Source organism: Mesorhizobium sp. WSM4904, assembly GCF_029674545.1.
In the GTDB taxonomy this organism is placed as follows: Bacteria; Pseudomonadota; Alphaproteobacteria; order Rhizobiales; family Rhizobiaceae; genus Mesorhizobium.
The window spans coordinates 6,485,663-6,511,383 of sequence record NZ_CP121354.1 but is presented as its reverse complement, the minus strand read 5'-3'; the positions used below and the strand labels follow the sequence as shown (position 1 = coordinate 6,511,383).

Genomic DNA, 25,721 nt, shown 5'->3' with positions numbered 1-25,721 from the left:
AGGAATTGAGATGAGACGCACGGTTCTGACACTTGCTTCCGCCGCCGGTTCGCTCGCGGTTCTCGCCGGCCCGGCGTTCGCCCATGTCGGCGCCGGCCATGCCGACGGCTTCGCCGCCGGCTTGGCGCATCCTTTTCTGGGGCTCGACCACCCGATCGCCATGGCCGCGGTCGGCGTCTGGTCGGCGACAGCCGCGCCGTGCCGGCCATGGGCGGCGCCGGCGGCTTTCGTCGGCATGATGATCGCCGGCGCGGCACTCTCCTTCGCCGGCATAGGGCTGCCGGCGGTGGAAGGCATGGTCGCGCTCTCGGTGCTCGCGGTTGGACTGATGATCGTGGCCGGCGCAGGATTGCCCGCCGTCGCCGGCGTCGGCCTTGCCGGCATCTTCGCCGTTTTCCACGGTCACGCCCATGCGAGCGAAGCGAGCGGTGCAGCTCTGGCCTATGTTGCGGGCTTCACGCTTTCGACCGCGGCGCTGCACGGGCTCGGCGTCGGCATAGGACTGAAGCTTGCCCGGTCGCCCCTGGCGCGTGCAGGGCTCGGCATCCTCGTCGCCGGCTCCGGCGCGGCGCTGGTCTTCGGCGGCTAAGGAGGCGGCCATGAGCGTCAGCCACACACCGCGCAGCGAGGAGGCCGTCTATGTCTATGAGGCGCCGCTGCGCCTCTGGCACTGGGTCAACGCCTTCGCGATCTTCACCCTGGCCGGAACCGGCTATCTGATCGGGTCGCCGCCGCCTGCGGTCGGCGGAGAGGCGAGCGCCAGCTTCCTGTTCGGCTGGATCCGCTATCTGCACTTCTCCGCCGGATACATCCTGGTGGCCGGCTTCGCCTTCCGCGTTTACTGGGCGTTCGTCGGCAGCGAGCATGCCCGCCAGATCTTCCTGCCACCGGTCCTGAGCGGCCGGTTCTGGCGCGAACTCTGGCACGAGGTGCTCTGGTACGCGATGCTCGTCAAGGAGCCGATGAAATATTCCGGGCATAATCCGCTCGCCACGCTCGCCATGCACATTCTGTTCGTCTGGTTCACGATCTTCATGATCGTGACCGGGTTGGCACTCTATGGTGAAGGCGAGGGTATGGGCTCCTGGCAATACGGCCTGTTCACGAGCTGGGTCATCCCGTTCTTTGGCCAGAGCCAGGACGTCCACACCTGGCATCATCTCGGCATGTGGGTGATCATCTGCTTCATCATCGTCCATATCTACGCCGCGGTGCGTGAGGACATCATGTCGAGGCAGTCGATCATCTCCTCCATGTTCTCGGGCTGGCGGACCTTCCGAGGCAATGGAGTGCCCAAAGACTGACTCCCACTGACGCTCGTGACCGCGAGCATTTGGGCCGGTGCGGCTGCAGCCGCGCCGGCTTTTTTCTGCTGGCTGAAAGGCGGCTTTCCAGTGGCGTGAAATGTCTGCTTTCCGCGGCATCGGGCTTGTCGGTCCAGTGGAAGGCTTCTTTCCACTTTGGCCGCAGAACCGGCTGAAGACCTTTCAGCTTCACCCCGCCGCCGGCCGTCAGATCCTTGTTTTTGCTGGGTTGGCCGTGACCCGTGAACTTGGCCCGCTTCTTGCTGCGATCTGAAGGAAAACAGGAGGCGGGAGGAAACGCTTGTGGAGGATGCACCCTCGGTGCTGGTGCTCGGCATCGGCAATCTGTTGTGGGCCGACGAGGGCTTCGGTGTCCGCGCCGTGGAGGAATTCGACCGTCTCTACGAGACGCCCGAAAACATGCGCGTGATGGACGGCGGCACGCAGGGCATCTATCTCGTCCAGCACATCCGCGAGACCGACATTCTGGTCGTCTTCGACGCGGTCGACTACGGCCTGCCCGCCGCCACCATCAAGGTCGTCGAGGGCGACGAGGTTCCAGCCTTCCTCGGCGCGAAGAAGGTTTCGCTGCACCAGACCGGCTTCCAGGAGGTGCTGGCGATGGCGGCGATGATGGGCGACTACCCTCGGCGTCTGCTCCTGATTGGCGTGCAGCCCGAGGAGTTGGAGGATTATGGCGGCAGTCTGCGCCCCGCCGTCAGAGACCGCATCGTTCCGGCAATCGGCATCGCCGTCGACTGGCTTGCCCGCCAGGGGGTGGCGGTGAAGCGGCGCGCCGAGCCGCTTGCGGAAGACGAGACGCTGGCGTCGCGCGAGATGCGGATCGGCCTCTACGAGAGCGGAAGGCCGCGGCCGGAGGACGCCTGCCGCATCGGCGATGCGCGCATCCTGCAAGGCGGCGGTTTTTGCGCGCCGGAGAATTACGAGAGCGAGATCGACCGGCTTCTCCATTCGCGGGGAGGACAGGGCTGATGTGCGTCGGCGTTCCCCTCGAAGTGCTCGAATCGCGTGACGGTTCTGCGCTCTGCCGGGGGCGGTCCGGACTGCGCCGGATCGACATGACGCTTACCGGCGACCAGCCGGCCGGCACGTGGATCATCACCTTCCTCGACGCGGCACGCGAGGTGATCGCGCCCGAGGCCGCGCGCCGGATCGCCGACGCACTCGAGGCCGCCGAGCGGGCGCTCGCCGGCGAGACCGATCTCGACCATCTCTTTGCCGACCTCGCCGGCCGCGAACCGCAATTGCCGGAGCACCTGCGCGCGGCCCTTCCAACACAAAGCACGAAGGACGCCTGAGCCTATGTTTTCGCCGCTTCTCAGCACAATGATCGAACGCCATGGCATGGCCGTCGTCGACGACATGACGGTGGACGGGTTCGCCGAAAACCACGATTTCACGGTGCTTTTCTTCCCCGGCGACTGGCAGCGGCTCGTCGAGAGCAACGATGTGGCGGTGATCCTGCCGGAGCTGGTCGCAGCCTTCCAGGGCGTGTTCAAGGCGGCGGTCGTCGCCAAGGAGAGCGAGCGCAAGCTGCAGAGCCGCTATCGGTTCAACGCGTTTCCCGCGCTCGTTTTCCTGAGAAACGGCGAATATCTCGGCGTCATCAAGCGTGTGCTCGACTGGGAGGACTATCTCGGCGAGATTTCCTCCATCCTGGCGCGCGAGCCTTCCGCGCCGCCGCCGTTCGAACTGCCGGAGGGCTGCGCAACCGGCAATCATCACGATCACGACCACTTCCACTGAGCCGAGCCGGGGAGGGCTAGAACATGGCGATCACGTCTTTTGGCGGCCTGGGGCCGGGCTCGCAGCCTCTCGAGGAGGACGGCGGCGAGTTGCAGTATATGGAGATGCCGAAGGGCATGCTCACCTTCGCCCGGCCGATCCTGCCGGAAAAGGAAAACGTCGCCGGGCTGCGAGCGGCACTCGCCGTCCTCTCGGCGGTGGCCGACAGCCTCGCCGCCTTCTCGCCGGGGCGCCCGAATGCGGTCCATGATCTCGCCGGCCTCGACCACGCCAACCTCGCGCTGATCGACCAAGCGCTCGGCGAAGGCGAGGTGTCGGTCATCTGCGGCGGCGACGTCCAGGCGCAGGAATCGGTGCTTGCCGGCGTCTGGCGCGTGCGCCGCACAGGTGCCAACGGCCAACTCGCGAGCGATACGATCGAGGTAGGAACTTTCCCGTCCGCCGTGATGGCACGGGCCTTCGCCGAAAGCCGTGACGCGCTCGCCGCCCCCGCGGCCTACCCTGCGGGGATCTTCAACGCGCCGCCGCTCATCGCCGAGATCAACGAGCATATCCGCCGCACGGCGCCGGGCGTCGAACCGCATGTGATCAACCTGTCGCTCCTGCCGCACACGGAAGAGGACTTTGCCCTCCTCGATAGCCTGCTTGGCCAGGGGCCCGTCGTGGTCCTCTCGCGCGGCTACGGCAACTGCCGCGTTACGACGACCGCGACGCGGGATGTGTGGTGGGTGCGTTTTTACAATTCCACCGAAGCGCTGATCCTCAACACGATCGAAGTGACGGCCCTGCCGGAGGTTGTCAGCGCCGCGCCGGAAGACATTGCCGACAGCCATGGCCGGCTGCTCGAGATCCTGGAGGTCTATCGATGACAGCGTCCTTCTTCGATGGCTCCTATGGCGGGGACAACGCCAAGATCGGTTCGGCGACGCGGCTCGAATGCAAGATCTGCTGGCATGTCTACGACCCGGAGGAGGGCGACGACTACTGGCAGATACCGCCCGGAACCTCCTTCGCCGAATTGCCTCCACATTGGAGCTGCCCCAATTGCGACGGCTCCAGGAAAGATTTCATGGTGATAAAGGACGATTGACGTGGATCAATCGCTTGCCGTCGCCCGCTGCCTAGAGTCCGTCTTTCAAAGGATAGAGCGGACATCCATGGAGGGCATCCCGATCCTCAATCCCACGCTGTCCGTCCGGGCGTTGGGCGTGCGGATGTGGCAGGGCGAGTGGCTTGCGGTCCTGATCACGCCCTGGTTCATGAATCTCGTCCTGTTGCCTGCCGCGGGCGTCGAGGCGCGTTGTCGCCTGCGGCCAGGCACGAAGGAGCAGGTCGCATTTCCGGCAGGCAGGTTCGAATTCATTCATGCCTATGAGGAAGAGCTTGGTGCCTACCTCACGTGCTCGCTCTTCTCGCCGGTCCTCGAATTCGCCGATCAGGAGAGTGCGGAAGAGACGGCCCGGCAGGTGCTCGCAGAGCTTTTCAACGGCGAAACGGACGGCGATGAAGACGGCGACATGGTCCGCCTCTGGGAGGGCCGCTTGCCGGACCCCGATGCCACGCCGGATGAGGGCGCCGCCCCGGCTGCGGCAAGGCCTCCGCCGCTGACCCGCCGCGCCTTGTTCGGACTTCAGGACGAGGAGGCACGGCAATGAGCCTCGACGGGCGGGTCGTGATCGACCTTTTTTGCGACGGCGGCGCGGTTTTTCTGGCGCGCGTCCAGCCGGCGCGCGCCGTCGCTCTCGGCCCGCTCGTAACGGACAGATCAGCCGCAGAGGCCATCGCGGCGGTCGCATCGCTGTTCAGCGTCTGCGGCATGGCGCAAGCGGCGGCCGGCGTGGAAGCCGTCGAAGCGGCGCTGGGCATCGAGACGGATCCGCCGACGGAAACGGCGCGACGGCTGCTCGTGCTTGCCGAAACGCTGCGCGAGCATCTGGTCAGGATCGGCCTCGACGTTCAGCGCCTCGCGGATGCCGTGCCGGAGGCTGCGCTTCTGCGCCGCGCCATGATGTTGCCTGTGCGGCTGAGAAAAGCACTGTTTCCTGATGGCGACCCCTTCACTCCCGGTGCGCGGGCCGGAGTGCCGGGTTCCGACGCCGACCGCATCGCTGCGGAGGCCGCCGAATTGACGTGCGCCATGGTCGATGTGGAAGCAGGGCGCCTTTGCAAGATGAACGCGGCCGCCTTCGCCGCCTGGGCCTCGGAAGGGGGTACCGCCGCCGCGCGGCTTGCCTACCCGATCTTGGCAAGGGGCTGGGCCATGATAGGCTGCCCGAAAGCAAAAGGGGGAGGCGAAAAATTGCAGGCGCTCGCGGACACGACTTGCCTCGCCCGGCAGGCCGGCGAGCCGCTAGTGAGAGCCTTCCTTTCGGTGGAGGGCGAGGGCGGACTTGGTGCGCGCCTGGTGGCGCGGTTCGTCGAGGCGGCAAAGCTTCCCGGCGAGATTTCCGCCGGCCTTGCGGTGCTGCGGGGGAGCGGAACCCATTCCCGTGGTTTGCGAAGAGAAGGTGCGCCGAAGGACCGGATGGGCGGGAGCGAAAATACGGAAGCCTGGCACAGTTCCTCGCCCGCCCGCCGACATCTCCTCCCTGCACACGGTGAGCCGAACGCTTTCTCCGGCATCGGCTATGCCGAGGCCGCGCGGGGCAGGCTCGAGCACCGTGTCGTGCTTAGCGAGGGACGTGTGATCGGCTACGCGATCGATGCTCCGACAAGCAGCCATTTCGGCGAAAACGGCATCGCGGAACGCTCGCTCGCGGCGCTCGCTGCGCCGAGCCGCGCGGAACTCGCGCTGCAGGCCGACCTTCTCGTGCGCGCCATCGACCCCTGCGTCGGCTATCAGGTGAGGTTCCACTGATGCACGAGATGGCGATCTGCGAAAGCATCCGCGGCATCCTCGAGGAAGAGGCCGCAAAGCAGAGCGCCGCCAGGGTCGATCGCGTCTGCCTGGAGATCGGACGGCTCGCCGGCGTGGAGGTCGAGGCGTTGAAATTCGGCTTCGACGTGGTCATGCGCGGGTCGCTTGCCGAGGGCGCGAGGCTCGACATCCTGGAGACGGAGGCGCGCGCATGGTGCATGCCCTGCGGCCGCAGCGTCGCAATCGCCCAGCGCTACGACCCGTGCCCGGTTTGCGGCAGCCATCAGTTGCAGGTGACCGGGGGTGAGGAGATGAGGATCAAGGAATTGGAGGTGAGCTGATGTGCAGCGTATGCGGATGCGGCGAAGGCGAGGTGCGGGTCGAAGGCAAGGCCGGCCATCATCATCACCACGAAGGCGGCCGTCACGGCCACGGGCATGACCACGATCATGCCGGTCATGATCACGGCCATCATCACGACGATCATTTGCACGATTATGGTTCTGGCTCCGCCGGCGCCCATGCGCCCGGCATGAGCCAGGCGCGGCTGGTCCGGCTCGAAAAGGACATTCTGTCCAAGAACAGCCAATATGCCGCCGAGAACCGCAAGCTTTTCGCTGCGCGCGGCGTGCTCGCGCTCAACCTCGTGTCGAGCCCCGGCTCGGGCAAGACGACGCTGCTGTGCCGCACCATCGAAGCGCTGAAGGGCAAGCTTCCGGCCGCCGTCATCGAGGGCGATCAGCAGACCTCGAACGATGCCGAGCGCATCCGCGCCTCGGGCGCTCCGGCGATCCAGATCAACACCGGCAAGGGCTGCCATCTCGACGCGCACATGGTCGGCCATGCCGTCGAGCATCTCGATCTCGCCGAAGGCTCGCTGCTCTTCATCGAGAATGTCGGCAACCTCGTCTGCCCGGCCGGCTTCGATCTCGGCGAGGCGCATAAGGTGGTGATCCTCTCGGTCACCGAAGGCGAGGACAAGCCGCTCAAATATCCCGACATGTTCCACGCGGCAGATCTGATGATTCTCAACAAGACGGATCTTCTGCCGCATCTCGACTTCGATCTCGAAGCCTGCATCGCCAATGCGCGCAAGGTCAATCCGAGGATCAAGGTCTTGCAGCTTTCGGCGCGGACCGGTGAAGGAATGGCCGACTGGACGGCATGGATCGTCGCCGCCCGCGCGATGGCGCTCGCCGGCCATCCACTCGCCGGCGAACTTCGGACCGAACTGAAGGGAGCTGCCTGATGTGCCTCGCCATGCCCGCCCGCGTGGTGGAACTCCTGGACAACGACATGGCGGTCGTCGCCTTCGACACGGTGAGGAAGCGCATCTCGCTCGCGCTGGTCGAGGATGTGGCGATCGGCGATTTCGTGCTCGTCCATGTCGGCTACGCGCTGCACAAGGTGAGCGTCGAGGAGGCGGAGCGCACGCTGAGGATGATGGCTGAAGCCGGTGTGCTGGAGGAGGAACTGGAGGAGATTTCGGCATGAAATTTGTCGACGAATATCGCGACCAGGAACTCGCACGCACCGTTGCGGCCGCGATCGCGGCCGAGGCCGACCCGGATAGGAACTACCATTTCATGGAGTTCTGCGGCGGCCACACGCATGCGATCTTCCGCTACGGCGTGCAGGACCTGATGCCCGAAAACGTGCATTTCGTGCACGGCCCCGGCTGTCCGGTCTGCGTGCTGCCGGTCTCCCGGCTCGACGATGCGGTCGAGCTTGCCGAACGGCACGGCGTGATCCTCTGCACCTATGGCGACATGATGCGCGTGCCGGGCACCAAGCAGCGGAGCCTTATCCGGGCGAAGGCCGACGGGGCCGACGTGCGCATGGTCTATTCGACCCTCGACGCGCTCAAGATCGCACGCGAGAATCCGGGCCGGCAGGTCGTCTTCTTCGCCATCGGCTTCGAGACCACCACGCCGCCGACCGCGGTCGCGCTCAAGGCGGCCGAGGCCGAAGGGCTCAGGAATTTCAGCGTCTTCTGCAACCATGTGCTGACCCCGTCGGCGATCAGCCACATCCTGGAATCGCCCGAGGTGCGCGACCTCGGCATCGTCAAGATCGACGGCTTTCTCGGACCCTCGCACGTCTCTTCCGTGATCGGCTCGCAGCCCTACGAATTCTTCGCGGAAGAGTTCCAGAAGCCGGTCGTCATCGCCGGCTTCGAGCCGCTCGACGTGATGCAGTCGGTGCTGATGCTGATCCGCCAGGTCAACGACGGTCGGCACGAGGTCGAGAACGAATACACCCGCGTCGTGACCGAAGAAGGCAACGTCAAGGCGCAGGCGCTGGTGAGCGACGTCTTCGAGCTGCGCAAGAGCTTCGCCTGGCGCGGACTGGGCACGGTGCCATACAGCGCGCTCCGCATCCGCGACGCCTATGCCGATTTCGACGCCGAGAAGCGGTTCGAGCTGTCGGTCAAGGCTTCGCGCGAGGCGAAGTCCTGCGAATGCCCGTCGATCCTGCGCGGCGTCAAGAAACCGACCGACTGCAAGCTGTTCGGCACGACCTGCACGCCGCAGAGCCCGATCGGCTCCTGCATGGTCTCATCGGAAGGCGCCTGCGCGGCTTACTGGACTTACGGCCGTTTCCGCGACCAGCAGCCCGCCAAGCTGGAGGCAGCCGAATGACTGCTGCCGATCCCAAGCTCGCAGCAGACCTATCACGCGTCCGCGGTTCGGTCGACATGACCCACGGTGCGGGCGGGCGCGCCATGGCCGAGCTCATCCGCGACGTCTTCCACAAGCATCTCGCCAACGACTATCTGGCGCAAGGCAATGACGGTGCGCTTCTGGGCAGCGTCTCCGGCCGGCTGGTGATGGCGGCCGACAGCCATGTCATTTCGCCGCTGTTCTTCCCGGGCGGCGACATCGGCGCGCTTTCCGTGCATGGTACCGTCAACGATGTCGCCATGATGGGCGCCAGGCCGCTCTGGCTCTCCGCTTCCTTCATCATGGAGGAAGGGTTTCCCCTCGCGGAACTGGAGAAGATCGTCGTCTCCATGGCGCTTGCCGCGCGCCAGGCGGGCGTGCCGGTGGTCACGGGCGACACCAAGGTCGTGGAAAAGGGCAAGGGCGACGGCGTGTTCATCTCGACGACCGGTGTCGGTGTTCTTTCCGAAGCCACCGATATCAGTGGAAGCAACGCGCGGCCGGGTGACGCGATCATTGTCTCGGGCACGATGGGCGATCACGGCATCGCGATACTTTCCAAACGCGAGCATCTCGATTTCGAGACCGAGATTCTGTCCGACACGCAGCCGCTCAACGATCTGGTTGCCGCAATGCTTGCGGCCGTGCCCGGCATCCGCGTGCTGCGCGATCCGACCCGGGGCGGGCTGTCGGCCACGCTCAACGAGATCGCGCACCAGTCGAAGGTCGGCATGGTGATCGGGGAAACGGCCGTGCCGGTGAAGCCGGAGGTCGCGGCGGCGTGCGAACTGCTAGGCCTCGATCCGCTCAACGTCGCCAACGAAGGCAAGCTGATTGCGATTTGCGGGGCGGACGACGCCGCAATCCTGCTTGCCGCCATGCGCAGCCATCCGAAAGGGCTCGACGCGGCGATCATTGGCGAGGTCGTCGCGGACAAGCACGCGCTGGTCACCATGCGCACCCGGCTCGGCGGCATGCGCGTCGTCGATTGGATAGCCGGCGAACAGCTTCCCAGGATATGCTGAGATGCGAATCTTGCTCCTCGTCACCGCCTTCAATGCGCTGAGCCAGAGGCTCTTCGTCGAACTTGGCGAGCAAGGCCACGAGGTGTCGATCGAGATCGACGTCAACGATGCTCGCACGATCGAGGCGGTCGCGCTTTTCGAACCCGACCTCGTCGTTGCGCCCTACCTGAAGCGTGCGATCCCCGCTCGGGTCCACGAGAACCGCACCTGCATGATCGTGCACCCCGGTATCGTCGGCGACCGTGGGCCGTCGGCGCTCGACTGGGCAATGACGAATGGCGAGACGGAATGGGGCGTGACGGTTCTCGAGGCGGTGCGGGAGATGGATGCCGGGCCGGTCTGGGCGAGCGCGGCCTTTCCGATGCGACGGGCAACGAAATCGAGCCTTTACCGCAACGAGGCGACGGAAGCGGCGGTCACGGCGGTGCTGGAAGCCGTGGAGCGTTTACGGACGGGTGGAAAGCCCGTGCCTGCGGAGGAGCTTGGCGTCCCGCATCGCGGGCGCTGGCAGGACGCGATCAGGCAGGCTGACCGGCAGATCGACTGGGTGCGCGACACGACGGCAACCGTCATCGGCAAGATCGCGGCGGCCGACGGGATACCGGGCGTTCGGGACGAGCTCTTCGGGGAGCCGGCTTTCCTTTTCGACGCCAGACAGGCGTTCGGGCTGCCTGTCGCGGAACCGGGTGCCGTGATCGCCAGAAGCGGTCCCGCGATCGCCCGCGCCACGACGGACGGCGCGGTATGGATCGGCCATGTGCGCCGTCCAGGTTCCGCCAGTCCGTTCAAGCTGCCGGCGACCCTGGCGTTCGCCCCCGAGGCCGCGCAATTGCCGGAACGGCCCCTGAATTCCGGCGGCGGCTATCATGACATCGCCTATGAGGAGCAGGGTGCGGTCGGATTCCTGCATTTCCCCTTCCACAACGGCGCGATGGGCACCGATGCTTGCGAGCGCCTGCTCGATGCCTACCGCAAGGCGGCCGAACGGCCGACGAAGGTGATCGTGCTCTGCGGCGGGCCCGAGTTCTGGTCGAACGGTCTCGATCTCAACCGCATCGAGGCGGCGGCGAGCTCGGCGGACGAGTCCTACGCCAACATCTGCGCCATCGACGACCTGTCCGAGGCGATCATCAGGACGACGAGCCACCTGACCGTTTCGGCGCTCGGCGGCAATGCCGGTGCCGGGGGCGTCTTCCTGGCACGCGGCGCGGATCATGTCTGGTTGCGCTCGGGCGTGATCCTCAACCCGCACTACAAGGACATGGGCAATCTCTTCGGTTCGGAATTCTGGACCTATCTCCTGCCGCGCCACTGCGGTGCCGACAATGCCCGCAGGATCGCCGCTGCCCGCTTGCCAATGGGCGCGCGCGAAGCGCTGAGTCTCGGGCTCGCCGACCGCATTCTGCCCGGCTCGCGCGACAGGTTCACGGCCGAGGTCAAGGCGCTCGCCGCCGGGCTGGCGGACAGGCCCGACTTCCCGCGGTTGCTTGCCGAAAAGCAGGCACGCCGGGCCGCCGACGAGGCGGCAAAGCCGCTCTCGGCATATCGAGAGGAGGAGTTGGCCAGGATGCGCCGAAACTTCTACGGGTTCGATGCGAGCTATCACGTTGCCCGGCACAATTTCGTGCACAAGGTGCCGAAATCCCGCACGCCGGTCACCATCGCCCGCCACCGCGACCTCGCCTGGGCTTCCAGCGCGCCGGGCAGGAGGAGGGCGTCGTGACCGAGCTTCCCCCCATTCTGATCGTCGACGACGAGGTGCGTTCGCTGGAGTCGCTGCGCCGCATTCTGGGCGAGGATTTCGATGTCCATGTCGCAAGCGACATCAAGACGGCGACGTCGATCCTGGAGAGCGAGTGGATCCAGTTGATCCTTTGTGATCAGCGCATGCCCGGCACATCCGGCATCGAATTCCTCAAGCAGGTGCGCACCCGCTGGCCCGACGTGGTGCGTATGATCATCTCCGGCTATACCGACGCTCATGACATCATCGACGGTATCAACGAGGCCGGCATCTATCAGTACATCACCAAGCCCTGGCATCCTGAAAACCTGATCCTGACGCTGAAGAACGCGGTCAAACTCTATGTCCTGCAGCGCGAGAACGAGCTTCTGGCCGTCGAGATGCGAATGGCGCCGTCAACCGCCTCCAAGGTCGTTTCGGACCGCCGCAGCGCGCTCCGGCGGGACTACAATTTCGACGACGGCATCATCCGCTCCCCGTCGAGCCCTCTAAACACGGTCTGCGACGCGCTGAAACAGGTCGCGCCCTTCGATATTCCGGTCGTTCTGATCGGCGCTTCCGGCACCGGAAAGGAACTCGCCGCCCGCGCGCTGCACTATGGCTCGCTGCGTTGGAACAAGCCCTTCGTCGTCGAAAACTGCGGCGCTCTGCCCGACCAGCTCCTGGAAAGCGAGCTGTTCGGCCACAAGCGCGGTGCCTTCACCGGTGCTGTCGAGGACCATATCGGCCTGTTCGAGCGCGCCAGCGGCGGCACCGTCTTTCTCGATGAGATCGGCGAGGTTTCGCCGGCCTTTCAGGTCAAATTGCTGCGTGTCCTGCAGGAAGGCGAAATCCGCCCGGTCGGGAGCGGCAAGACGCGCAAAGTGGATGTTCGGGTCGTGGCGGCGACCAACCGCGACCTCGAGGACGAGGTGCGCCATGGGCGTTTCCGTGCCGACTTGTTCTACAGGCTGGCAGGCACGGTCATCAGGTTGCCGGCCCTGCGCGATCGGCCGATGGATATCGAAATCCTGTCGGCGGCGATCCTGGAGGGCGCGCGACACAAGCTCGGCAAGAACGTGCCGGGCATCTCGGCCGAAGCCATCGCCTGTTTCGAGAATTACTCCTGGCCTGGAAACGTGCGCGAGCTGCAGAACGAGATCCAGCACATGCTGGTCATGGGTCGGGAAGGCCAGGAGCTTGGCGCCGAACTCGTGTCCCGTCACATCCTGACGGCCGTCCCGCAAGTCGAGGACGCAGACAGAGACGACATTGCGGGGCTCACCGGAACGTTGCGCGACCGCATCAACGAGATGGAGCTGCGCATCATCCGCGAGACACTCATCCGCCATCGCTGGAACAAGTCGAAGGCAGCGGAGGAGCTGGGATTGTCTCGGGTCGGATTGCGCGGCAAGCTCGAGCGACTGGGGCTGGAGAATGTGAAGCCCTTGCCGGCACGGCGCGCGGCCGGCTCCGTCCGGTGAGGCGCGCCCATGGAGCTCATAAGGGTGCCGAAACCGCAGATGGCAAAGCCCGCGTCAGGGAAATTCCACGAGTCCTTGCCGATGCAGGCGGAAGTGCCCACGCTCGGCCTGGCGCCGGCCGGCGAGGAAGCCTGGATCGAGGTCATCCGCAAGATGGACGCGGTCTACAAGGATCTGGTCGAATCGCAGACATTGCTGGAGCGTCAGCACGCCGCCCTCGAGGAAGCGCAGCAATTCATCGATTCGGTACTGGGCTCGATGACCGACGTGCTTGTGGCCTGCGATGCGAGGGGGCGCATCCAGCAGGTCAACCCGGCGATGGTCCAGTTGTCGGGTGTCGCCGAGAAGAGCCTGATGGGATCGGCCATCCTCGATCTGTTCGAGGATGAGGATGGTGCGGTTGCCGCCCGGCTCGCCGGTTGTTTCCGCGAGGCGCGCCCAATCTCTGACCTCGAAGTGCACATGCGCCAGCAGGGCGGCGGTGCGACGCCGCTGGCGCTGAACTGCTCGCCGCGGCTCGACCATCGGGGCAGGCTCGTCGGCATCGTCATCGTCGGAAGGCCGATCGGCGAACTTCGTCGCGCTTACCACCAGCTCGATCTTGCGCACCAGAGACTGACCAGGACGCAGCAGCAGCTCGTCGTCTCCGAGAAGATGGCGGCGCTCGGCCGCGTCGTTGCCGGGGTCGCCCATGAGCTCAACAACCCGATCAGCTTCGTCTTCGGAAACATGCACGCCCTGAAGCGCTACGGGGCGGCGATCTCCGCCTATCTCGATGCTGCGCATGGCCGCGCCGACCCGCAGGCGCTCGAGGAGCTGCGCCGAAAGCTGAAGATCGATTCGATCGCAGCCGACATGAAGCCGCTGATCGACGGCACGCTCGAAGGCGCGGAGCGTGTGCGCGCGATCGTTCAGGATTTGCGTCGCTTTTCCAGCAGCCAGCGAGAGGGGCTGGAGGTCTTCGATGTCACCCGCACCATCCGCACTGCCGTCGACTGGGTCGTCAGGGCAGAGCGCGTCAAACCCGCCGTCGTCTTCGACATGCCGGGTGAGCTCGATGTCTGCGCGCGCAAGGGGCATCTGCATCAGGTCATCGTCAATCTCGTCCACAACGCCGCGGACGTCCTTCAGAACCGCCCGGACCCCCGGATCGAAATCTCCTGCCGCCGGGAAGGGGAGGATGTCGTCATCAAGGTTCGCGACAACGGGACCGGCATTCCGCAAACGCATATGGACCAGATATTCGAACCGTTCTTCACCACCAAGCCGATCGGGCAGGGAACGGGGCTGGGGCTCTATGTGAGCTACGGCCTCATGAAGGAGCAGGGCGGAGATCTGACAGCGGCAAATCATCCCGAAGGCGGCGCCGTGTTCACCATCCACCTTCCGGCGAATCCGGGCTGAGGGAACGATGACGAAGCGGCCGCTCAATCTTCTCTGGCTGCAGTCCGGCGGCTGCGGCGGCTGCACGCTGTCTTTGATCGGCGCGGAAGGGCCGGACCTGATCACGAGCCTCGCCACGGCCGGCATCGAAGTGCTGTGGCATCCCTCGCTCAGTGCCGAAACCGGGCGCGGCGTCATCGCGATCATGGAGCGCGTGACATCGGGCGAGGTTCCACTGGACATCCTCTGCCTCGAAGGCGCCGTCATGCGCGGGCCCAACGGCACCGGCCGCTTCCACATGATGGCGGGGACCGGCCGGCCGGTGATGGACTGGATCGGCGAGCTCGCGGCGGTCGCCGGCCACGTGGTCGCGGTCGGTTCGTGCGCGGCCTTCGGCGGCATCACGGCCGCCGGCGCCAACCACGTCGAGGCCTGCGGCCTCGCCTATGAGGGCACGGAACCCGGCGGGCTGCTCGGCCACGGTTTCCTGTCGAAATCCGGCCTGCCGGTCATCAATGTCGCGGGCTGTCCCATTCATCCCGACTGGCTGACGGAAACGCTCCATCAGATCGCCGCGGGCCGGTTCGATCGCGGCCAGGTCGACGAATGGGAGCGCCCCGTCAGCTACACCAACCATCTCGTTCATCACGGCTGCTCCCGCAACGAATTCTACGAGTTCAAGGCGAGCGCCGAGCGCCTGTGCGATCTTGGCTGCATGATGGAGAATCTCGGCTGCAAGGGCACGCAGGCGCGCGCCGATTGCAACATACGGCCGTGGAACGGTTCCGGCTCGTGCATCGACGGCGGCTATCCCTGCATCAACTGCACCTCGCCCGGCTTCGAGGAGCCCGGCCATTCCTTCACCGCGACGCCGAAGGTTTCCGGCATCCCGGTCGGGCTTCCGACGGATATGCCCAAGGCATGGTTCGTCGCGCTGGCGGCGCTGTCCAAGGCGGCGACCCCCGTCCGTCTCAAAACCAATGCCACCGCCGATCACGTCGCCGTGCCGCCGCACGACAAGCAGAAGAGGCGACCATGAGCCGGCTCGTCGTCGGACCGTTCAATCGAGTCGAGGGCGATCTCGAGGTCAAGCTCGACCTGAGCGGCGGAGCCGTCCGCTCGGCCGAGGTTGTTTCACCGCTCTATCGCGGCTTCGAGCAGATCCTGCGCGGCAAGCCGCCCGAAGACGCGCTCGTCTATGCGCCACGCATCTGCGGCATCTGTTCGGTCTCGCAGTCCATCGCCGCCGCACGCGCGCTCGCCGAAGTGCAGGGCCTGAGCGTCGCGGAGAACGGGAGGATCGCCATCGATCTTATCCACGCGGCCGAGAATGTCGCCGACCACCTGACGCATTTCTATCTGTTTTTCATGCCGGATTTCGCCCGCGAGGCCTATGCGGGCGAGCCATGGCACCAGGCTGCCGCCGCGCGCTTCCGCGCGCTCTCGGGAACCGCGGCCGAGGAGGTCCTGCCGGCGCGCGCGCAGTGGATGCACGTGATGGGCCTGTTGGCCGGCCATTGGCCGCATACGCTCGGCATTCGGCCCGGCGGCTCCACCCGCGCCGTCACCGCCAACGAACAGGCGCGCTTGGCCGGCATCGTCGGCGCCTTCCGCCGGTTCCTCGAACGGACGCTTTTTTCCGATGCGCTGGAGCGGGTGGCGGCGCTGGCCACCATCGACGAGCTCGCGGCCTGGCGCGAGGAAAAACCCGCGACCACCGGCGACTTCCGCCATTTCCTGGCCATTTCGGAGGCTCTCGGCCTGGGCAGGCTCGGCCGTGCCGGCAGCCTGTTCATGAGCTACGGCGCCTATCATGCCGCAGGCGGGCATTTGTTTCGCCGCGGTCTCTGGAGGGCAGGCCGCCAGGTGCCGCTCGACCTCTCGCTCATTGCCGAGGATACCGAGAATGCCTGGTACGCGCCGGCTGAGCGTCCGCTGCCGCCGGCCTTGGGAGAGACCGTGCCGGGCGACGGCACGGGCAAGGGCTATAGCTGGTGCAAGGCGCCGCGCCTTGCCGGCGAGGCTGTCGAAGTGGGGGCAATCGCCCGTCAGCTTGTGAACGGCCATCCGCTGATCAGCGAACTGGTCGGATCGGGCGGCGGCAATGTGCATGCCCGCGTCGTCGCCCGCGTGCTGGAGATCGCGCTCGTGGTGATCGCGATGGAGCGCTGGATACGCGATCTTAGACCCGGCGAAAGCTTTTGCGATCACGGCGCCACCGCGGCCGACAGCCAGGGCACGGGCCTGACGGAGGCCGCTCGCGGCTCGCTCGGCCATTGGCTGGCGGTGCGCAATGGCCGGATCGCCAACTACCAGATCATTGCTCCGACGACCTGGAATTTTTCGCCGCGCGACCGTGACGGCAATCCGGGTCCGCTGGAGCTCGCGCTCGAAGGCGCGCCCGTGCGTCAAGGCGAGACCGAACCGGTCGCAGTCCAGCACATTGTGCGCTCGTTCGATCCGTGCATGGTCTGCACGGTGCATTGAGGTCGGGCGATGAGCACGCCGCTCGCTGCTTCGCCAGCCGTCCGGGGTCGCCTGATCCGGGTTTCCGGCGCCGTGCAGGGGGTCGGCTTCCGGCCGACGGTCTGGCGCATAGCCACCGCCCTCGGACTCACCGGTCACGTGCGCAACGATGCGGCGGGTGTCGAGATTGCGTTGTGGTGCAGCGACGCGGAACTGGCCGCCTTCAGGCAAAGGCTGACCGCCGAATGCCCGCCATTGGCGCGCATCGACGCGATCCAGGCAGTCGATCTCGAAGGCGTGCCCCCGGCAGACGGCTTTGCCATCGCCGCGAGCGCGGGCGGGCAGGTGAGGACAAGCGCCGTCCCCGACGCCGCATGCTGTCAGCAATGCCTTGCCGAGATACTCGATCCAGGCGACCGCCGCTACTTCTATCCGTTCGCCAACTGCACGCATTGCGGTCCGCGTCTCTCGATCATCGAGGCGATTCCATACGATCGCGCCTCGACCTCGATGAAAAGCTTCATCATGTGCGAGGAATGCCGGGCCGAGTACGAGAACCCGGCGGACCGGCGTTTCCATGCCCAGCCGATCGCCTGCCCCGCCTGCGGCCCGCGCATCTGGCTTGAAGACCAGACCGGCGTTGCGGCCGAAGGAGCATCGCAGACCGTTATCCGGAGGGCGGCCGCCTTGATCGCGTCGGGGCGCATCGTGGCCGTCAAAGGTGTCGGCGGCTTCCACCTCGCCTGTGACGCCACCGATGACGATGCCGTTGCACGGCTGCGCGGCCGCAAGCAGCGCGAGGCGAAGCCTTTCGCGCTGATGGCGCGCGACCTGCGGCAGATCGCGGAATTCGCCCGCATTTCTGCCGAGGAGCGCGAAGCGCTCGCCTCGCGCGCCGCGCCGATCGTACTGCTGCGCAGCCGCGGGGACCGCGGCATCGCGGCAGGGGTTGCCCTCGGCAATGACCGGCTTGGCTTCATGCTGCCCTATACCCCGCTCCACCACCTCATGATGCAGGCGCTCGACAGGCCGATCGTCCTGACCTCGGCCAATCGTTCGGGCGAGCCGCAATGCACGGACAACGACGAGGCGAAAAACGAACTCGGCGGCATTGCCGATCATTGGCTGATGCACGACCGCGCTATCGTCAACCGACTGGATGACAGCGTCGTGCGGTGCGACAGGCATGGCGTTTCGGTGCTGCGGCGTGCCCGCGGGCTGGCGCCGGAGGAAGTTGCCGTGCCGGACGGCTTCGACGGTTCGCGCCGGGTGTTTGCCGCCGGGGGCGATCTCAAGGCTGCCTTCTGCCTGGCCGGCAATGGCAAGGCGCTGCTTTCCCAGCATCTCGGCGACCTCGAGGAACGGAAGAGCGAGCAGGCCTGGCGAGACGCCGCTGCCCTCTACCGGAGTATCTTCGACGCGAGGCCGGACATCGTCGTTACCGACTTGCATCCGGGCTATCGCTCGACGCGCATCGGCCTCGAATTCGCGCGCGAGACCGGCGCGAGGCTGGTCCAGATCCAGCACCATCACGCTCATCTCGCCTCTTGCATCGCTCAGCACGGCCGCGCGCTCGACGCGCCTTCGGTTCTGGGCGTGATCATCGACGGTACGGGTTTCGGTGAAGACGATACGATCTGGGGCGGCGAGTTCCTGCTGGGAGATTACCGCCGTTACAAGCGCCTCGCCCATTTCGACGCCGTCGCGATGCCCGGCGGCGACCGGGCGAGCCGGGAGCCCTGGCGCAACGCCTACGCGCATCTTCGCGCCGCCTTCGGCCCTGATTTTCTTGCCGGTCCGGCGGGTGGCTTGCCGTTTGCGCGGGCGCTCGCCGAAAGGCAGCCGAATGTTGTCGCGAAAATGATTGAAAGGGGAGTGAACACCCCGCTCGCGTCCTCCGCGGGACGGCTGTTCGACGCCTGTGCGGCGATCCTGGGAACCTGTTTCGAGCTGCAGTCCTATGAAGGGCAAGCAGGCATGGAGTTGGAGGCGTTGGCAAACCCGTTCATCGAGGCGGCCGAGGCTTGGGCACTGCCTTCCGACAATGGATCGATCATTCGCTGGCGAAGTCTCTGGGAGGCGTTGCTGCGCGACATGGCCGCGGAGGTCGAGACCGGCCTGATCGCCGCGCGTTTTCATCGGACCTTGATCGCGGTCGTGTCCAGGACCGCGCGCCGATTGGCCCGCGAGAACGAAGTCGACGCGATCGCGCTTTCCGGTGGCGTCTTCCAGAACCGGATCATGCTTGAAGGCGTGTTCTCGGAACTCTCCGCCGCTGGGTTCGAGGTGCTTGCCCATAAGAATGTCCCGGCCAATGACGGGGGGCTGGCGCTCGGCCAAGCGATGATAGGCTTGGCCGCCCTCGGCTAAGAAGTAGTGCGGTTGACGTTCCGCCTTGCGGCTGCGGACCATCCATGTCGATCAGGTCCAGGTCGATCAGGATCTGCGCAAGGAGGTCGCGATCGAACTTCGCGACGTCCAGAGCAAGATATCCGTTCTCGTCGGGCGCAAGGTGTCGGCTGAAGATCAGCTCGATCTGCGACGTGGGGCAGTCGCGCGGCGAGGCAAGCGTTGGCGCGCGTCCGACCTCGATTGGCAACGCTGAGCGCCGGTCGGCCTGGCAAACCGTGGACAGCCGTAGAACCGGTGCCGGAATGAAAACAGACTGGAGGAGCAACCCAGCCGCGTGTTTGGCGTTGAGTGGCAGTTGCTGAATTCGTGCAAGCAGCAAGCGGTGGCTGCGCCGCGAATGCTCTCCGGGAGCATAGTTCATGCCTCCACTGGTGCTCTTTGTGATCAAGAACCTCGCAATTGGGGCGATCATCGGGCTGACGGTAGCGTGCTGGCCAGTCTAGAGGACGTCTGCCTCCTCAACCTGGTCTGCGGGTGACATACTGGCGACGTTCAAGCTGCGCCACCCGCTCGATCGTCGAGGTCATCGAGACCTCGTCGCAGGTAGCGCTCATCCAAATCTTTCCGAACGCGCCATGCCGTGTCGAGGTCCAGGTCAGGCCGGCCTCGCCTGAATATCAATCGGTCTGGATCCAGACCGCCTTTGTTTCCAGATATTCGTGCAGATGCTCGATGCCGCCTTCGCGACCGTAGCCGGACATCTTCATGCCGCCGAAAGGCACGGCCGGGTCGATGGCGTGGTACATGTTGACCCAGACCGAACCGGCCTTGACGCGGCGGGCAAGCTTGTGCGCGGTGCCGAGATTGGTGGTGAAGATGCCGGCCGCGAGGCCGTAAGGCGTTGCGTTGGCCCGCGCGACGACTTCATCCAGCGTGTCGAAAGGCATCGCCGAAATGACCGGTCCGAAGATTTCTTCCCGCGCGATGGTCATCCCGTCCGACACCGCGCCGAAGACGGTCGGCGCGATGAAGTTGCCGCCATCATAGAGCGCGCCCGTCAGCCGTGAGCCACCGGCGATCAGTTCAGCACCCTCGTCGCTGCCGGCCCTGATGTAACCCTCCACCTTGCCCGCCTGCCTTGCATTGATGAGCGGGCCGATTTCGGTTTCCGCCTCGATGCCGTGGCCGATGCGCAGCTTGCCGGCAAACTCGGCGATCCGGCGGACGAACTCGTCGTGGATCTCGCGCGCCACGAACAGCCGCGAACCGGCGATGCAGATTTGGCCCGAATGCACGAACACCGCCATCGCCGCGACCGGAACAGCCTTGTCGATATCGGCGTCGCGGCAGACGATGATCGGCGACTTGCCGCCGAGCTCGAGCGAGACGCGCTTGAGGTTGGTGACACCCGCCCGCGCGATGGCCTGCCCGGTCAGCGTCGAGCCGGTAAAAACGATCTTGTTGACGTCGGGATGCTCCGCCAGTCGGGCACCCGCCTCCGCGCCCGTTCCGGTGACCACGTTGACCACACCGTCGGGCACGCCCGCTTCCTGCATCAGCCGCGCGATCAATAGCGGCGTCAGTGACGCATCCTCCGAGGGCTTCAGGACGACGGTGCAGCCGGTGGCCAAAGCCGGCGCGATCTTCCAGATCGAAGCGGCGGTCGGCGCGTTCCAGGGAATGATCGCGCCGACCACGCCGACGGGCTCGCGCCGGGTGAAGGTGACGATCTCGCCCGGAATGGAATTGTCGATCGCCTCGCCATGCAGCGCGGTCGCCATGCCGCCGTAGAAGCGCAGCATGCCGATGACCCGGCGCCGGTTGGCCAGCGTGCGCGTGATCGGCAGCCCCATGTCGAGCGTGTCGGAGACGCTGAGCTCCTCCCAATGCTTCTCGAACAGGTCTGCGATCCGCAGAAGCACGCATTGACGCTCGTAAGGGGAGAATTTGGACCAGGGGCCTTCGAAGGCCGCCCGCGCGGCAGCCACCGCCGCGTCGATATCGGCGGCCGAACCGCGCGGCACCGTGGCCAGCACTTCGCCCGTCGCCGGGTTCAACGCCTGCATCTCCTGGCCGGACTGCGCCGCGATCCACTTGCCGCCGATGAACATCGGCCGGAACTCGCCATGGTAAAGCGTCGTGGCCTTTGCCCTCGGGTCGAAGTTCAGCGTCATCGTCTCCTCCTGGCAATTTCGTGCCGACTATTACTCCCGGTACGGGCGACCTCAAACAAGGAACGCTAAGAGGGCGTTCAGATAATCGGACTGTGCAACACACGCGTCTTCCCCGATGGTTCCGGCAACGGAGGACCTTCAAGAATGCGCCAGGGAAACGTGAGAATCTGGTCAGTCCGTGATCGCAATTACGGGTCGGCCGCCTTTTACACACCCGATCATTCTAGTCGACGGATAGCCGCTTGCGACGACTCTCTCGACCAGGGCGGTGGCCCTGCCGGGATCGCAGGCAATCAGCAGCCCACCTGATGTCTGCGGGTCGGCAAGCAGATCGCGCCGCCACTCCGGCATGCCCTTAGGCAGTCGCACCGCATCGCCGTAACTAGCCCAATTGCGCCGTGACGCGCCGGTGACGAAGCCTTGTTGTGCAAGTGATGAGGCCTGCGCAAAGACCGGAATCTCGCGATTGTGGATCACGAGCTCACAGGCTGAGCCTCGCGCCATCTCAAGGGCGTGTCCGAGCAGGCCAAAGCCGGTCACATCGGTGATCGCATGCACGCTTGCGTCCTCGGCGAGTTCCGCTCCGATCCGGTTGAGAAGAGTCGTCGAAGCAATCATCTCTTTATAGCCGCTGGGCGACAACGCCTGCTTTTTGATGGCAGCTGAATAGATCCCGACGCCGAGTCCCTTGGTTAGGATCAGAGCATCTCCCGGCCTAGCTCCCGAATTGCGCCGGATTGCCTCCGGTCGGCAGATGCCGGTCACGGCAAGCCCGTAGATCGGCTCCGGCGAGTCGATCGAATGGCCGCCCGCGATCGGTATCCCGGCTGTGGCGCAGATGTCGCAGCCGCCTTTGAGGATTTCCTGCACCGTATGCGTCGGCAATTTCTCGATCGGCATTCCGACGATGGCCAAGGCCATGATCGGGCGGCCGCCCATTGCATAGACGTCGGAGAGTGCGTTGGCCGCGGCGATCCGGCCGAAATCGTAAGGATCGTCCACCATCGGCATGAAAAAATCGGTGGTTGCAATCACGCAGGTCGCGTCGTCGATCTGCCAGACGGCAGCATCGTCTCCGGTTTCGGTGCCGACGAGGAGCTGCCTGAAGGGGCTCGGTTCCGCCTGCTCGGCAAGAAGCTGCTGAAGGACGGAGGGCGCCAGCTTGCAGCCGCAGCCGCCGCCATGGGCAAGGCTGGTCAGGCGCGGATGTGCTTCGGTGATATCGCCCCGCAACGCGGGAGCCGTTTCCAACACCACGCCCTACTGTAGGATCACGTTCCGAAGAGCGTCAATTCCATTTTCCTGCGTGAAACATTTGCCGGCGCTGATTTGCGCTCTAAGTTTTGACATTACGCCAATTCGGCTCAAAATGGCGTGCGTATCCCTTGGTTCTAGATGCCCCGATGGGCGTGGAATTCGGGAGGAAATCCAGATGAACGTTGAACTCTCACGGCGCGCGTTCCTGCGTACCGCAGGCGCGGGTCTCGCCGGCACAACGTTGGGAGCTTTCGGCTTCGCCGACATCGAGGCCGCGCATGCGGCGGCGATACGGCCCTTCAAGCTCGCCACCACGGTCGAGACGCGCAACACCTGCCCCTACTGCTCGGTGGCCTGTGGCATCATCCTGTATTCGAAAGGCGACCTCAGGAAGGGCGAAAAGGCCGAGATCACCCATATCGAGGGCGATACCGACCATCCGACCAATCGCGGCACGTTGTGCCCCAAGGGATCGGCCCTGCTCGGCTTCGTAAAATCTCCGACCCGGCTGCAGCATCCATTGATCCGCAAGCCCGGGTCCGACAAGTTCGAGCCGATAGGCTGGGAGGACGCGCTGGATCGCATCGCGCGCCTGATGAAGGACGATCGCGACAAGAATTTCGTCGCGAAGAACAATGACGGCGTGACGGTCAACCGGTGGCTCACCACAGGCTTCCTCGCCGCCTCGGCTTCGACCAATGAAACCGCGTTCGCGACCTACAAGGTAGTCCGCAGCACAGGGATACTGGCGTTCGACAACCAGGCGCGTGTCTGACACGGCCCGACGGTGGCGAGTCTCGCCCCAACATTCGGCCGCGGCGCAATGACCAATTCCTGGACCGACATCAGGAACACGGATCTTGTTGTGATCATGGGCGGCAATGCCGCCGAAGCCCATCCGTGCGGCTTCAAATGGGTTACGGAAGCCAAGGCCAACCGCGGCGCCAAGCTCATCGTCATCGATCCGCGCTTCACGCGCTCGGCCTCGGTGTCAGACGTCTATGCGCCGATCCGCCAGGGGACCGACATCGCCTTCCTGCTCGGCCTCATCAACTACTGTATCCAGAATGACAAGGTGCAATGGGACTATGTGAAGGCGTTCACCAACGCGCCCTATGTCGTCAAGCAGGGCTTCACTTACAAGGACGGCTTGTTCTCCGGCTATGACGAGGCAAAGCGGGACTATGACAAGTCCAGTTGGGATTACGATATCGGACCCGATGGCTTCGCCGTCGTCGACGAAACCCTGGCCAATCCCCGTTGCGTCTGGAACCTGCTCAAGAACCACGTCGCGATCTATACGCCGGAAATGGTCGAACGCATCTGCGGCACGCCGAAGGAGAAATTCCTTCAGGTAGCCAAGATGGTTGCCGAAACGTCCGCGCCGAACAAGGCAATGACGTCGATGTATGCGCTCGGCTGGACGCAGCACTCTAAGGGCTCGCAAAACATTCGCGCCATGGCCATGCTGCAGCTCGTTCTCGGCAATATCGGCATTCGGGGCGGCGGCATGAATGCATTGCGCGGCCATTCGAACATCCAGGGGCTGACCGACCTGGGGCTGATGTCGAACCTGCTTCCGGGTTATCTCACGGTGCCGACGCAGAAGGAGCCGGACCTCGCGACCTACATGTCGACGCGCGGCTTCAAGCCGCTGCGGCCGAACCAGATGAGCTATTGGCAGAACTACAAGAAGTTCTTCGTCAGCTTCCAGAAGTCGATGTGGGGTGATGCGGCAACGCCGCAGAACGACTTCGCCTATGACTATCTGCCGAAGCTCGACGTGCCGGGCTACGACATGCTGCGAACTTTCGAGCTGATGCACCAGGGCAAGATGAACGGCTATTTCTGCCAGGGCTTCAACCCGCTGCAGGCGGCTCCGAACAAGAAGAAGGTGATCGAGTCCCTCTCCAAGCTCAAATTCCTGGTCATCATGGATCCGCTGGATACGGAAACGGGCCGGTTTTGGGAGAACCACGGGCCGTACAACGATGTCGATCCGTCGAAGATTCAGACGGAAGTCTACCAGCTGCCCTCGACCTGCTTCGCGGAGGACGATGGCTCTCTAGTTAATTCGGGACGCTGGCTGCAATGGCATTGGGCCGGCGGCACGCCCCCCGGGGAGGCCAAGCGCGATACCTGGATCATGGCGCAACTCTACCTGCGCCTGAAGGATCTCTACACCAAGGAAGGCGGTGCCTTCCCCGATCCGATCGTCAAGCTCAACTGGCCTTACGCCGATCCCGGCGACCCGAAGGCCGAAGAACTTGCGCAGGAGATCAACGGCAGGGCGCTCGCCAAGGTGACCGACACGACCGATCCGACGAAGGTGCTGGCCGAGGCCGGCAAGCTGCTGCCGGCCTTTGCCGCATTGCGTGACGACGGCTCGACCGCCTGCGGCTGCTGGATCTATTCCGGCTGCTTCAACGAGAACGGCAACAACATGGCCCGGCGGGATACGAGCGATCCGGACGATGCCGGCTTCTATTCGAAATGGGCGTTCTCATGGCCCGCCAACCGCCGCATTCTCTATAACAGGGCCTCCGCTGATCTCACCGGAAAGCCCTGGGATCCGAGCCGCAAAGTGATCGCATGGGACGGCCAGAAGTGGTCGGGTTACGACGTACCTGATATCGCGCCGTCGGCTAAGCCTGATCAGGTCGGCCCGTTCATCATGAACCCGGAAGGCGTCTCGCGTCTCTTTACCCGAACCATGATGCGCGACGGACCGTTCCCGGCGCACTACGAGCCGTTCGAGTCGCCGATCGTCAATCCGGTGGCGCCCAAAGTCCGCGGCAATCCCGCGGCGCGGGTATTCCAAGGCGACATGGCCCAGTTCGCCGAAGCGGCCTCGCCGGAGTTCCCCTACGCGGCGACCTCCTACCGGCTGACCGAGCATTTCCACTTCTGGACCAAGCACGTCATCGTCAATGCGGTGATCCAGCCGGAATTCTTCGTGGAGATTTCCGAACAGCTTGCGGCCGAGAAGGGCATCGCCAAGGGCGGCTGGGTGCGTGTCTGGTCGAAGCGCGGCTCGGTGGTGGCGAAAGCCATGGTGACCAAACGGATCAGGCCGCTCACCTGCGACGGCAAGACCATTCATATCGTCGGCATTCCGCTGCACTGGGGCTTCACCGGAGCGGCAAAGAAAGGCTTCGGCCCGAATATGCTCACGCCCTTTGTCGGCGACGCCAATATCGAGACGCCGGAGTACAAGGCGTTCCTGGTCAATATCGAGCCCGCACCGGGCCCGGCGGCATAGGAGG

The 25,721-nt window shown here is 65.1% G+C and carries 25 protein-coding genes; 23 read left to right on the top strand and 2 right to left on the bottom strand.

The window, feature by feature from the left end; genetic code table 11:
• Nucleotides 1-10: 10 nt before the first annotated feature.
• From QAZ47_RS31440 to QAZ47_RS31335, 22 genes are all read left to right on the top strand, one after another.
• Nucleotides 11-589, top strand: coding sequence for a HupE/UreJ family protein (locus QAZ47_RS31440; protein WP_278231976.1), 579 nt, complete (start codon nt 11-13; stop codon nt 587-589).
• A 10-nt stretch (nt 590-599) separates the two neighbouring features.
• Nucleotides 600-1,304 carry a Ni/Fe-hydrogenase, b-type cytochrome subunit gene (gene cybH, locus QAZ47_RS31435; protein ID WP_278204804.1) on the top strand — a complete coding sequence of 235 codons (705 nt, stop codon included), beginning with the start codon at nt 600-602 and terminating at the stop codon, nt 1,302-1,304.
• 100 nt (nt 1,305-1,404) lie between these two features.
• Nucleotides 1,405-1,578 (top strand): hypothetical protein, encoded by a 174-nt coding sequence (locus tag QAZ47_RS31430; RefSeq protein WP_278204803.1) that lies wholly within the window; start codon nt 1,405-1,407, stop codon nt 1,576-1,578.
• A gap of 29 nt (nt 1,579-1,607) precedes the next feature.
• Nucleotides 1,608-2,297: a HyaD/HybD family hydrogenase maturation endopeptidase gene (locus QAZ47_RS31425; protein WP_278231975.1), complete on the top strand. Its 690-nt coding sequence runs from the start codon at nt 1,608-1,610 to the stop codon at nt 2,295-2,297.
• Nucleotides 2,297-2,623 carry a HypC/HybG/HupF family hydrogenase formation chaperone gene (locus QAZ47_RS31420; protein ID WP_278075545.1) on the top strand — a complete coding sequence of 109 codons (327 nt, stop codon included), beginning with the start codon at nt 2,297-2,299 and terminating at the stop codon, nt 2,621-2,623. The genes QAZ47_RS31425 and QAZ47_RS31420 overlap by 1 nt, the downstream gene beginning before the upstream one ends.
• A 4-nt stretch (nt 2,624-2,627) precedes the next feature.
• A complete protein-coding gene (locus QAZ47_RS31415) occupies nt 2,628-3,071 on the top strand; it encodes a hydrogenase-1 expression HyaE (protein WP_278075544.1) in 444 nt (147 codons plus the stop codon).
• A gap of 23 nt (nt 3,072-3,094) precedes the next feature.
• Nucleotides 3,095-3,940, top strand: a complete 846-nt coding sequence (locus QAZ47_RS31410; protein ID WP_278231974.1) for a hydrogenase expression/formation protein — start codon at nt 3,095-3,097, stop codon at nt 3,938-3,940.
• Nucleotides 3,937-4,161: a rubredoxin gene (locus QAZ47_RS31405; protein ID WP_278231973.1), complete on the top strand. Its 225-nt coding sequence runs from the start codon at nt 3,937-3,939 to the stop codon at nt 4,159-4,161. The genes QAZ47_RS31410 and QAZ47_RS31405 overlap by 4 nt, the downstream gene beginning before the upstream one ends.
• 67 nt (nt 4,162-4,228) lie before the next feature.
• Nucleotides 4,229-4,726: a [NiFe]-hydrogenase assembly chaperone HybE gene (gene hybE / locus QAZ47_RS31400; protein WP_278231972.1), complete on the top strand. Its 498-nt coding sequence runs from the start codon at nt 4,229-4,231 to the stop codon at nt 4,724-4,726.
• A complete protein-coding gene (locus QAZ47_RS31395; protein ID WP_278231971.1) occupies nt 4,723-5,928 on the top strand; it encodes a hypothetical protein in 1,206 nt (401 codons plus the stop codon). Before hybE ends, QAZ47_RS31395 begins: the two co-directional genes overlap by 4 nt.
• Complete coding sequence (gene hypA / locus QAZ47_RS31390) at nt 5,928-6,269, top strand: hydrogenase maturation nickel metallochaperone HypA (RefSeq protein WP_278231970.1); 342 nt, start codon at nt 5,928-5,930, stop codon at nt 6,267-6,269. The genes QAZ47_RS31395 and hypA overlap by 1 nt, the downstream gene beginning before the upstream one ends.
• A complete protein-coding gene (gene hypB, locus QAZ47_RS31385; protein WP_278204797.1) occupies nt 6,269-7,177 on the top strand; it encodes a hydrogenase nickel incorporation protein HypB in 909 nt (302 codons plus the stop codon). The genes hypA and hypB overlap by 1 nt, the downstream gene beginning before the upstream one ends.
• Entirely contained in the window at nt 7,177-7,422 is a 246-nt protein-coding gene (locus QAZ47_RS31380; protein WP_278204796.1) for a HypC/HybG/HupF family hydrogenase formation chaperone, read from the top strand. Before hypB ends, QAZ47_RS31380 begins: the two co-directional genes overlap by 1 nt.
• Nucleotides 7,419-8,570 (top strand): hydrogenase formation protein HypD, encoded by a 1,152-nt coding sequence (hypD, locus tag QAZ47_RS31375; protein ID WP_278231969.1) that lies wholly within the window; start codon nt 7,419-7,421, stop codon nt 8,568-8,570. Before QAZ47_RS31380 ends, hypD begins: the two co-directional genes overlap by 4 nt.
• Nucleotides 8,567-9,616 (top strand): hydrogenase expression/formation protein HypE, encoded by a 1,050-nt coding sequence (gene hypE, locus QAZ47_RS31370; protein WP_278231968.1) that lies wholly within the window; start codon nt 8,567-8,569, stop codon nt 9,614-9,616. Before hypD ends, hypE begins: the two co-directional genes overlap by 4 nt.
• 1 nt (nt 9,617) lies before the next feature.
• Nucleotides 9,618-11,339, top strand: a complete 1,722-nt coding sequence (locus tag QAZ47_RS31365) for a hydrogenase maturation protein (protein ID WP_278231967.1) — start codon at nt 9,618-9,620, stop codon at nt 11,337-11,339.
• Nucleotides 11,336-12,823 (top strand): sigma-54 dependent transcriptional regulator, encoded by a 1,488-nt coding sequence (locus QAZ47_RS31360; RefSeq protein ID WP_278231966.1) that lies wholly within the window; start codon nt 11,336-11,338, stop codon nt 12,821-12,823. Before QAZ47_RS31365 ends, QAZ47_RS31360 begins: the two co-directional genes overlap by 4 nt.
• Nucleotides 12,824-12,862: 39 nt before the next feature.
• The gene (locus QAZ47_RS31355; protein WP_278231965.1) at nt 12,863-14,227 is read left to right on the top strand and encodes an ATP-binding protein; all 1,365 of its coding nucleotides are present in this window, start codon (nt 12,863-12,865) and stop codon (nt 14,225-14,227) included.
• A 7-nt stretch (nt 14,228-14,234) separates the two neighbouring features.
• On the top strand, nt 14,235-15,245 hold the full coding sequence (locus QAZ47_RS31350) for a HupU protein (protein ID WP_278231964.1): 1,011 nt from the start codon (nt 14,235-14,237) through the stop codon (nt 15,243-15,245).
• Nucleotides 15,242-16,693, top strand: coding sequence for a nickel-dependent hydrogenase large subunit (locus QAZ47_RS31345; RefSeq protein ID WP_278231963.1), 1,452 nt, complete (start codon nt 15,242-15,244; stop codon nt 16,691-16,693). The genes QAZ47_RS31350 and QAZ47_RS31345 overlap by 4 nt, the downstream gene beginning before the upstream one ends.
• A gap of 9 nt (nt 16,694-16,702) precedes the next feature.
• Nucleotides 16,703-19,042: a carbamoyltransferase HypF gene (gene hypF / locus QAZ47_RS31340; protein ID WP_278231962.1), complete on the top strand. Its 2,340-nt coding sequence runs from the start codon at nt 16,703-16,705 to the stop codon at nt 19,040-19,042.
• A 25-nt stretch (nt 19,043-19,067) separates the two neighbouring features.
• Nucleotides 19,068-19,277, top strand: a complete 210-nt coding sequence (locus QAZ47_RS31335; protein WP_278233929.1) for a hypothetical protein — start codon at nt 19,068-19,070, stop codon at nt 19,275-19,277.
• Nucleotides 19,278-19,701: 424 nt separating this feature from the next.
• Here the strand turns inward: QAZ47_RS31335 and QAZ47_RS31330 are convergent, their stop codons facing one another.
• Complete coding sequence (locus QAZ47_RS31330; RefSeq protein WP_278231961.1) at nt 19,702-21,198, bottom strand: aldehyde dehydrogenase family protein; 1,497 nt, start codon at nt 21,196-21,198, stop codon at nt 19,702-19,704.
• A gap of 171 nt (nt 21,199-21,369) precedes the next feature.
• Nucleotides 21,370-22,419: a selenide, water dikinase SelD gene (gene selD, locus QAZ47_RS31325; RefSeq protein WP_278233918.1), complete on the bottom strand. Its 1,050-nt coding sequence runs from the start codon at nt 22,417-22,419 to the stop codon at nt 21,370-21,372.
• A 211-nt stretch (nt 22,420-22,630) separates the two neighbouring features.
• Between selD and fdnG the strand changes: the two genes are divergently transcribed.
• The gene (fdnG, locus tag QAZ47_RS31320; RefSeq protein WP_278231960.1) at nt 22,631-25,717 is read left to right on the top strand and encodes a formate dehydrogenase-N subunit alpha; all 3,087 of its coding nucleotides are present in this window, start codon (nt 22,631-22,633) and stop codon (nt 25,715-25,717) included.
• Nucleotides 25,718-25,721 lie beyond the last annotated feature (4 nt).

What these genes read in the sequence shown, in the direction of transcription:
- QAZ47_RS31440 (WP_278231976.1), top strand. Translation starts at nt 11, where the DNA reads ATGAGACGCACGGTTCTGACACTTGCTTCCGCCGCCGGTTCGCTCGCG.
- cybH (WP_278204804.1), top strand. Translation starts at nt 600, where the DNA reads ATGAGCGTCAGCCACACACCGCGCAGCGAGGAGGCCGTCTATGTCTAT.
- QAZ47_RS31430 (WP_278204803.1), top strand. Translation starts at nt 1,405, where the DNA reads ATGTCTGCTTTCCGCGGCATCGGGCTTGTCGGTCCAGTGGAAGGCTTC.
- QAZ47_RS31420 (WP_278075545.1), top strand. Translation starts at nt 2,297, where the DNA reads ATGTGCGTCGGCGTTCCCCTCGAAGTGCTCGAATCGCGTGACGGTTCT.
- QAZ47_RS31415 (WP_278075544.1), top strand. Translation starts at nt 2,628, where the DNA reads ATGTTTTCGCCGCTTCTCAGCACAATGATCGAACGCCATGGCATGGCC.
- QAZ47_RS31410 (WP_278231974.1), top strand. Translation starts at nt 3,095, where the DNA reads ATGGCGATCACGTCTTTTGGCGGCCTGGGGCCGGGCTCGCAGCCTCTC.
- QAZ47_RS31405 (WP_278231973.1), top strand. Translation starts at nt 3,937, where the DNA reads ATGACAGCGTCCTTCTTCGATGGCTCCTATGGCGGGGACAACGCCAAG.
- hybE (WP_278231972.1), top strand. Translation starts at nt 4,229, where the DNA reads ATGGAGGGCATCCCGATCCTCAATCCCACGCTGTCCGTCCGGGCGTTG.
- QAZ47_RS31395 (WP_278231971.1), top strand. Translation starts at nt 4,723, where the DNA reads ATGAGCCTCGACGGGCGGGTCGTGATCGACCTTTTTTGCGACGGCGGC.
- hypA (WP_278231970.1), top strand. Translation starts at nt 5,928, where the DNA reads ATGCACGAGATGGCGATCTGCGAAAGCATCCGCGGCATCCTCGAGGAA.
- hypB (WP_278204797.1), top strand. Translation starts at nt 6,269, where the DNA reads ATGTGCAGCGTATGCGGATGCGGCGAAGGCGAGGTGCGGGTCGAAGGC.
- QAZ47_RS31380 (WP_278204796.1), top strand. Translation starts at nt 7,177, where the DNA reads ATGTGCCTCGCCATGCCCGCCCGCGTGGTGGAACTCCTGGACAACGAC.
- hypD (WP_278231969.1), top strand. Translation starts at nt 7,419, where the DNA reads ATGAAATTTGTCGACGAATATCGCGACCAGGAACTCGCACGCACCGTT.
- hypE (WP_278231968.1), top strand. Translation starts at nt 8,567, where the DNA reads ATGACTGCTGCCGATCCCAAGCTCGCAGCAGACCTATCACGCGTCCGC.
- QAZ47_RS31365 (WP_278231967.1), top strand. Translation starts at nt 9,618, where the DNA reads ATGCGAATCTTGCTCCTCGTCACCGCCTTCAATGCGCTGAGCCAGAGG.
- QAZ47_RS31355 (WP_278231965.1), top strand. Translation starts at nt 12,863, where the DNA reads ATGGCAAAGCCCGCGTCAGGGAAATTCCACGAGTCCTTGCCGATGCAG.
- QAZ47_RS31350 (WP_278231964.1), top strand. Translation starts at nt 14,235, where the DNA reads ATGACGAAGCGGCCGCTCAATCTTCTCTGGCTGCAGTCCGGCGGCTGC.
- QAZ47_RS31345 (WP_278231963.1), top strand. Translation starts at nt 15,242, where the DNA reads ATGAGCCGGCTCGTCGTCGGACCGTTCAATCGAGTCGAGGGCGATCTC.
- hypF (WP_278231962.1), top strand. Translation starts at nt 16,703, where the DNA reads ATGAGCACGCCGCTCGCTGCTTCGCCAGCCGTCCGGGGTCGCCTGATC.
- QAZ47_RS31330 (WP_278231961.1), bottom strand. Translation starts at nt 21,198, where the DNA reads ATGACGCTGAACTTCGACCCGAGGGCAAAGGCCACGACGCTTTACCAT.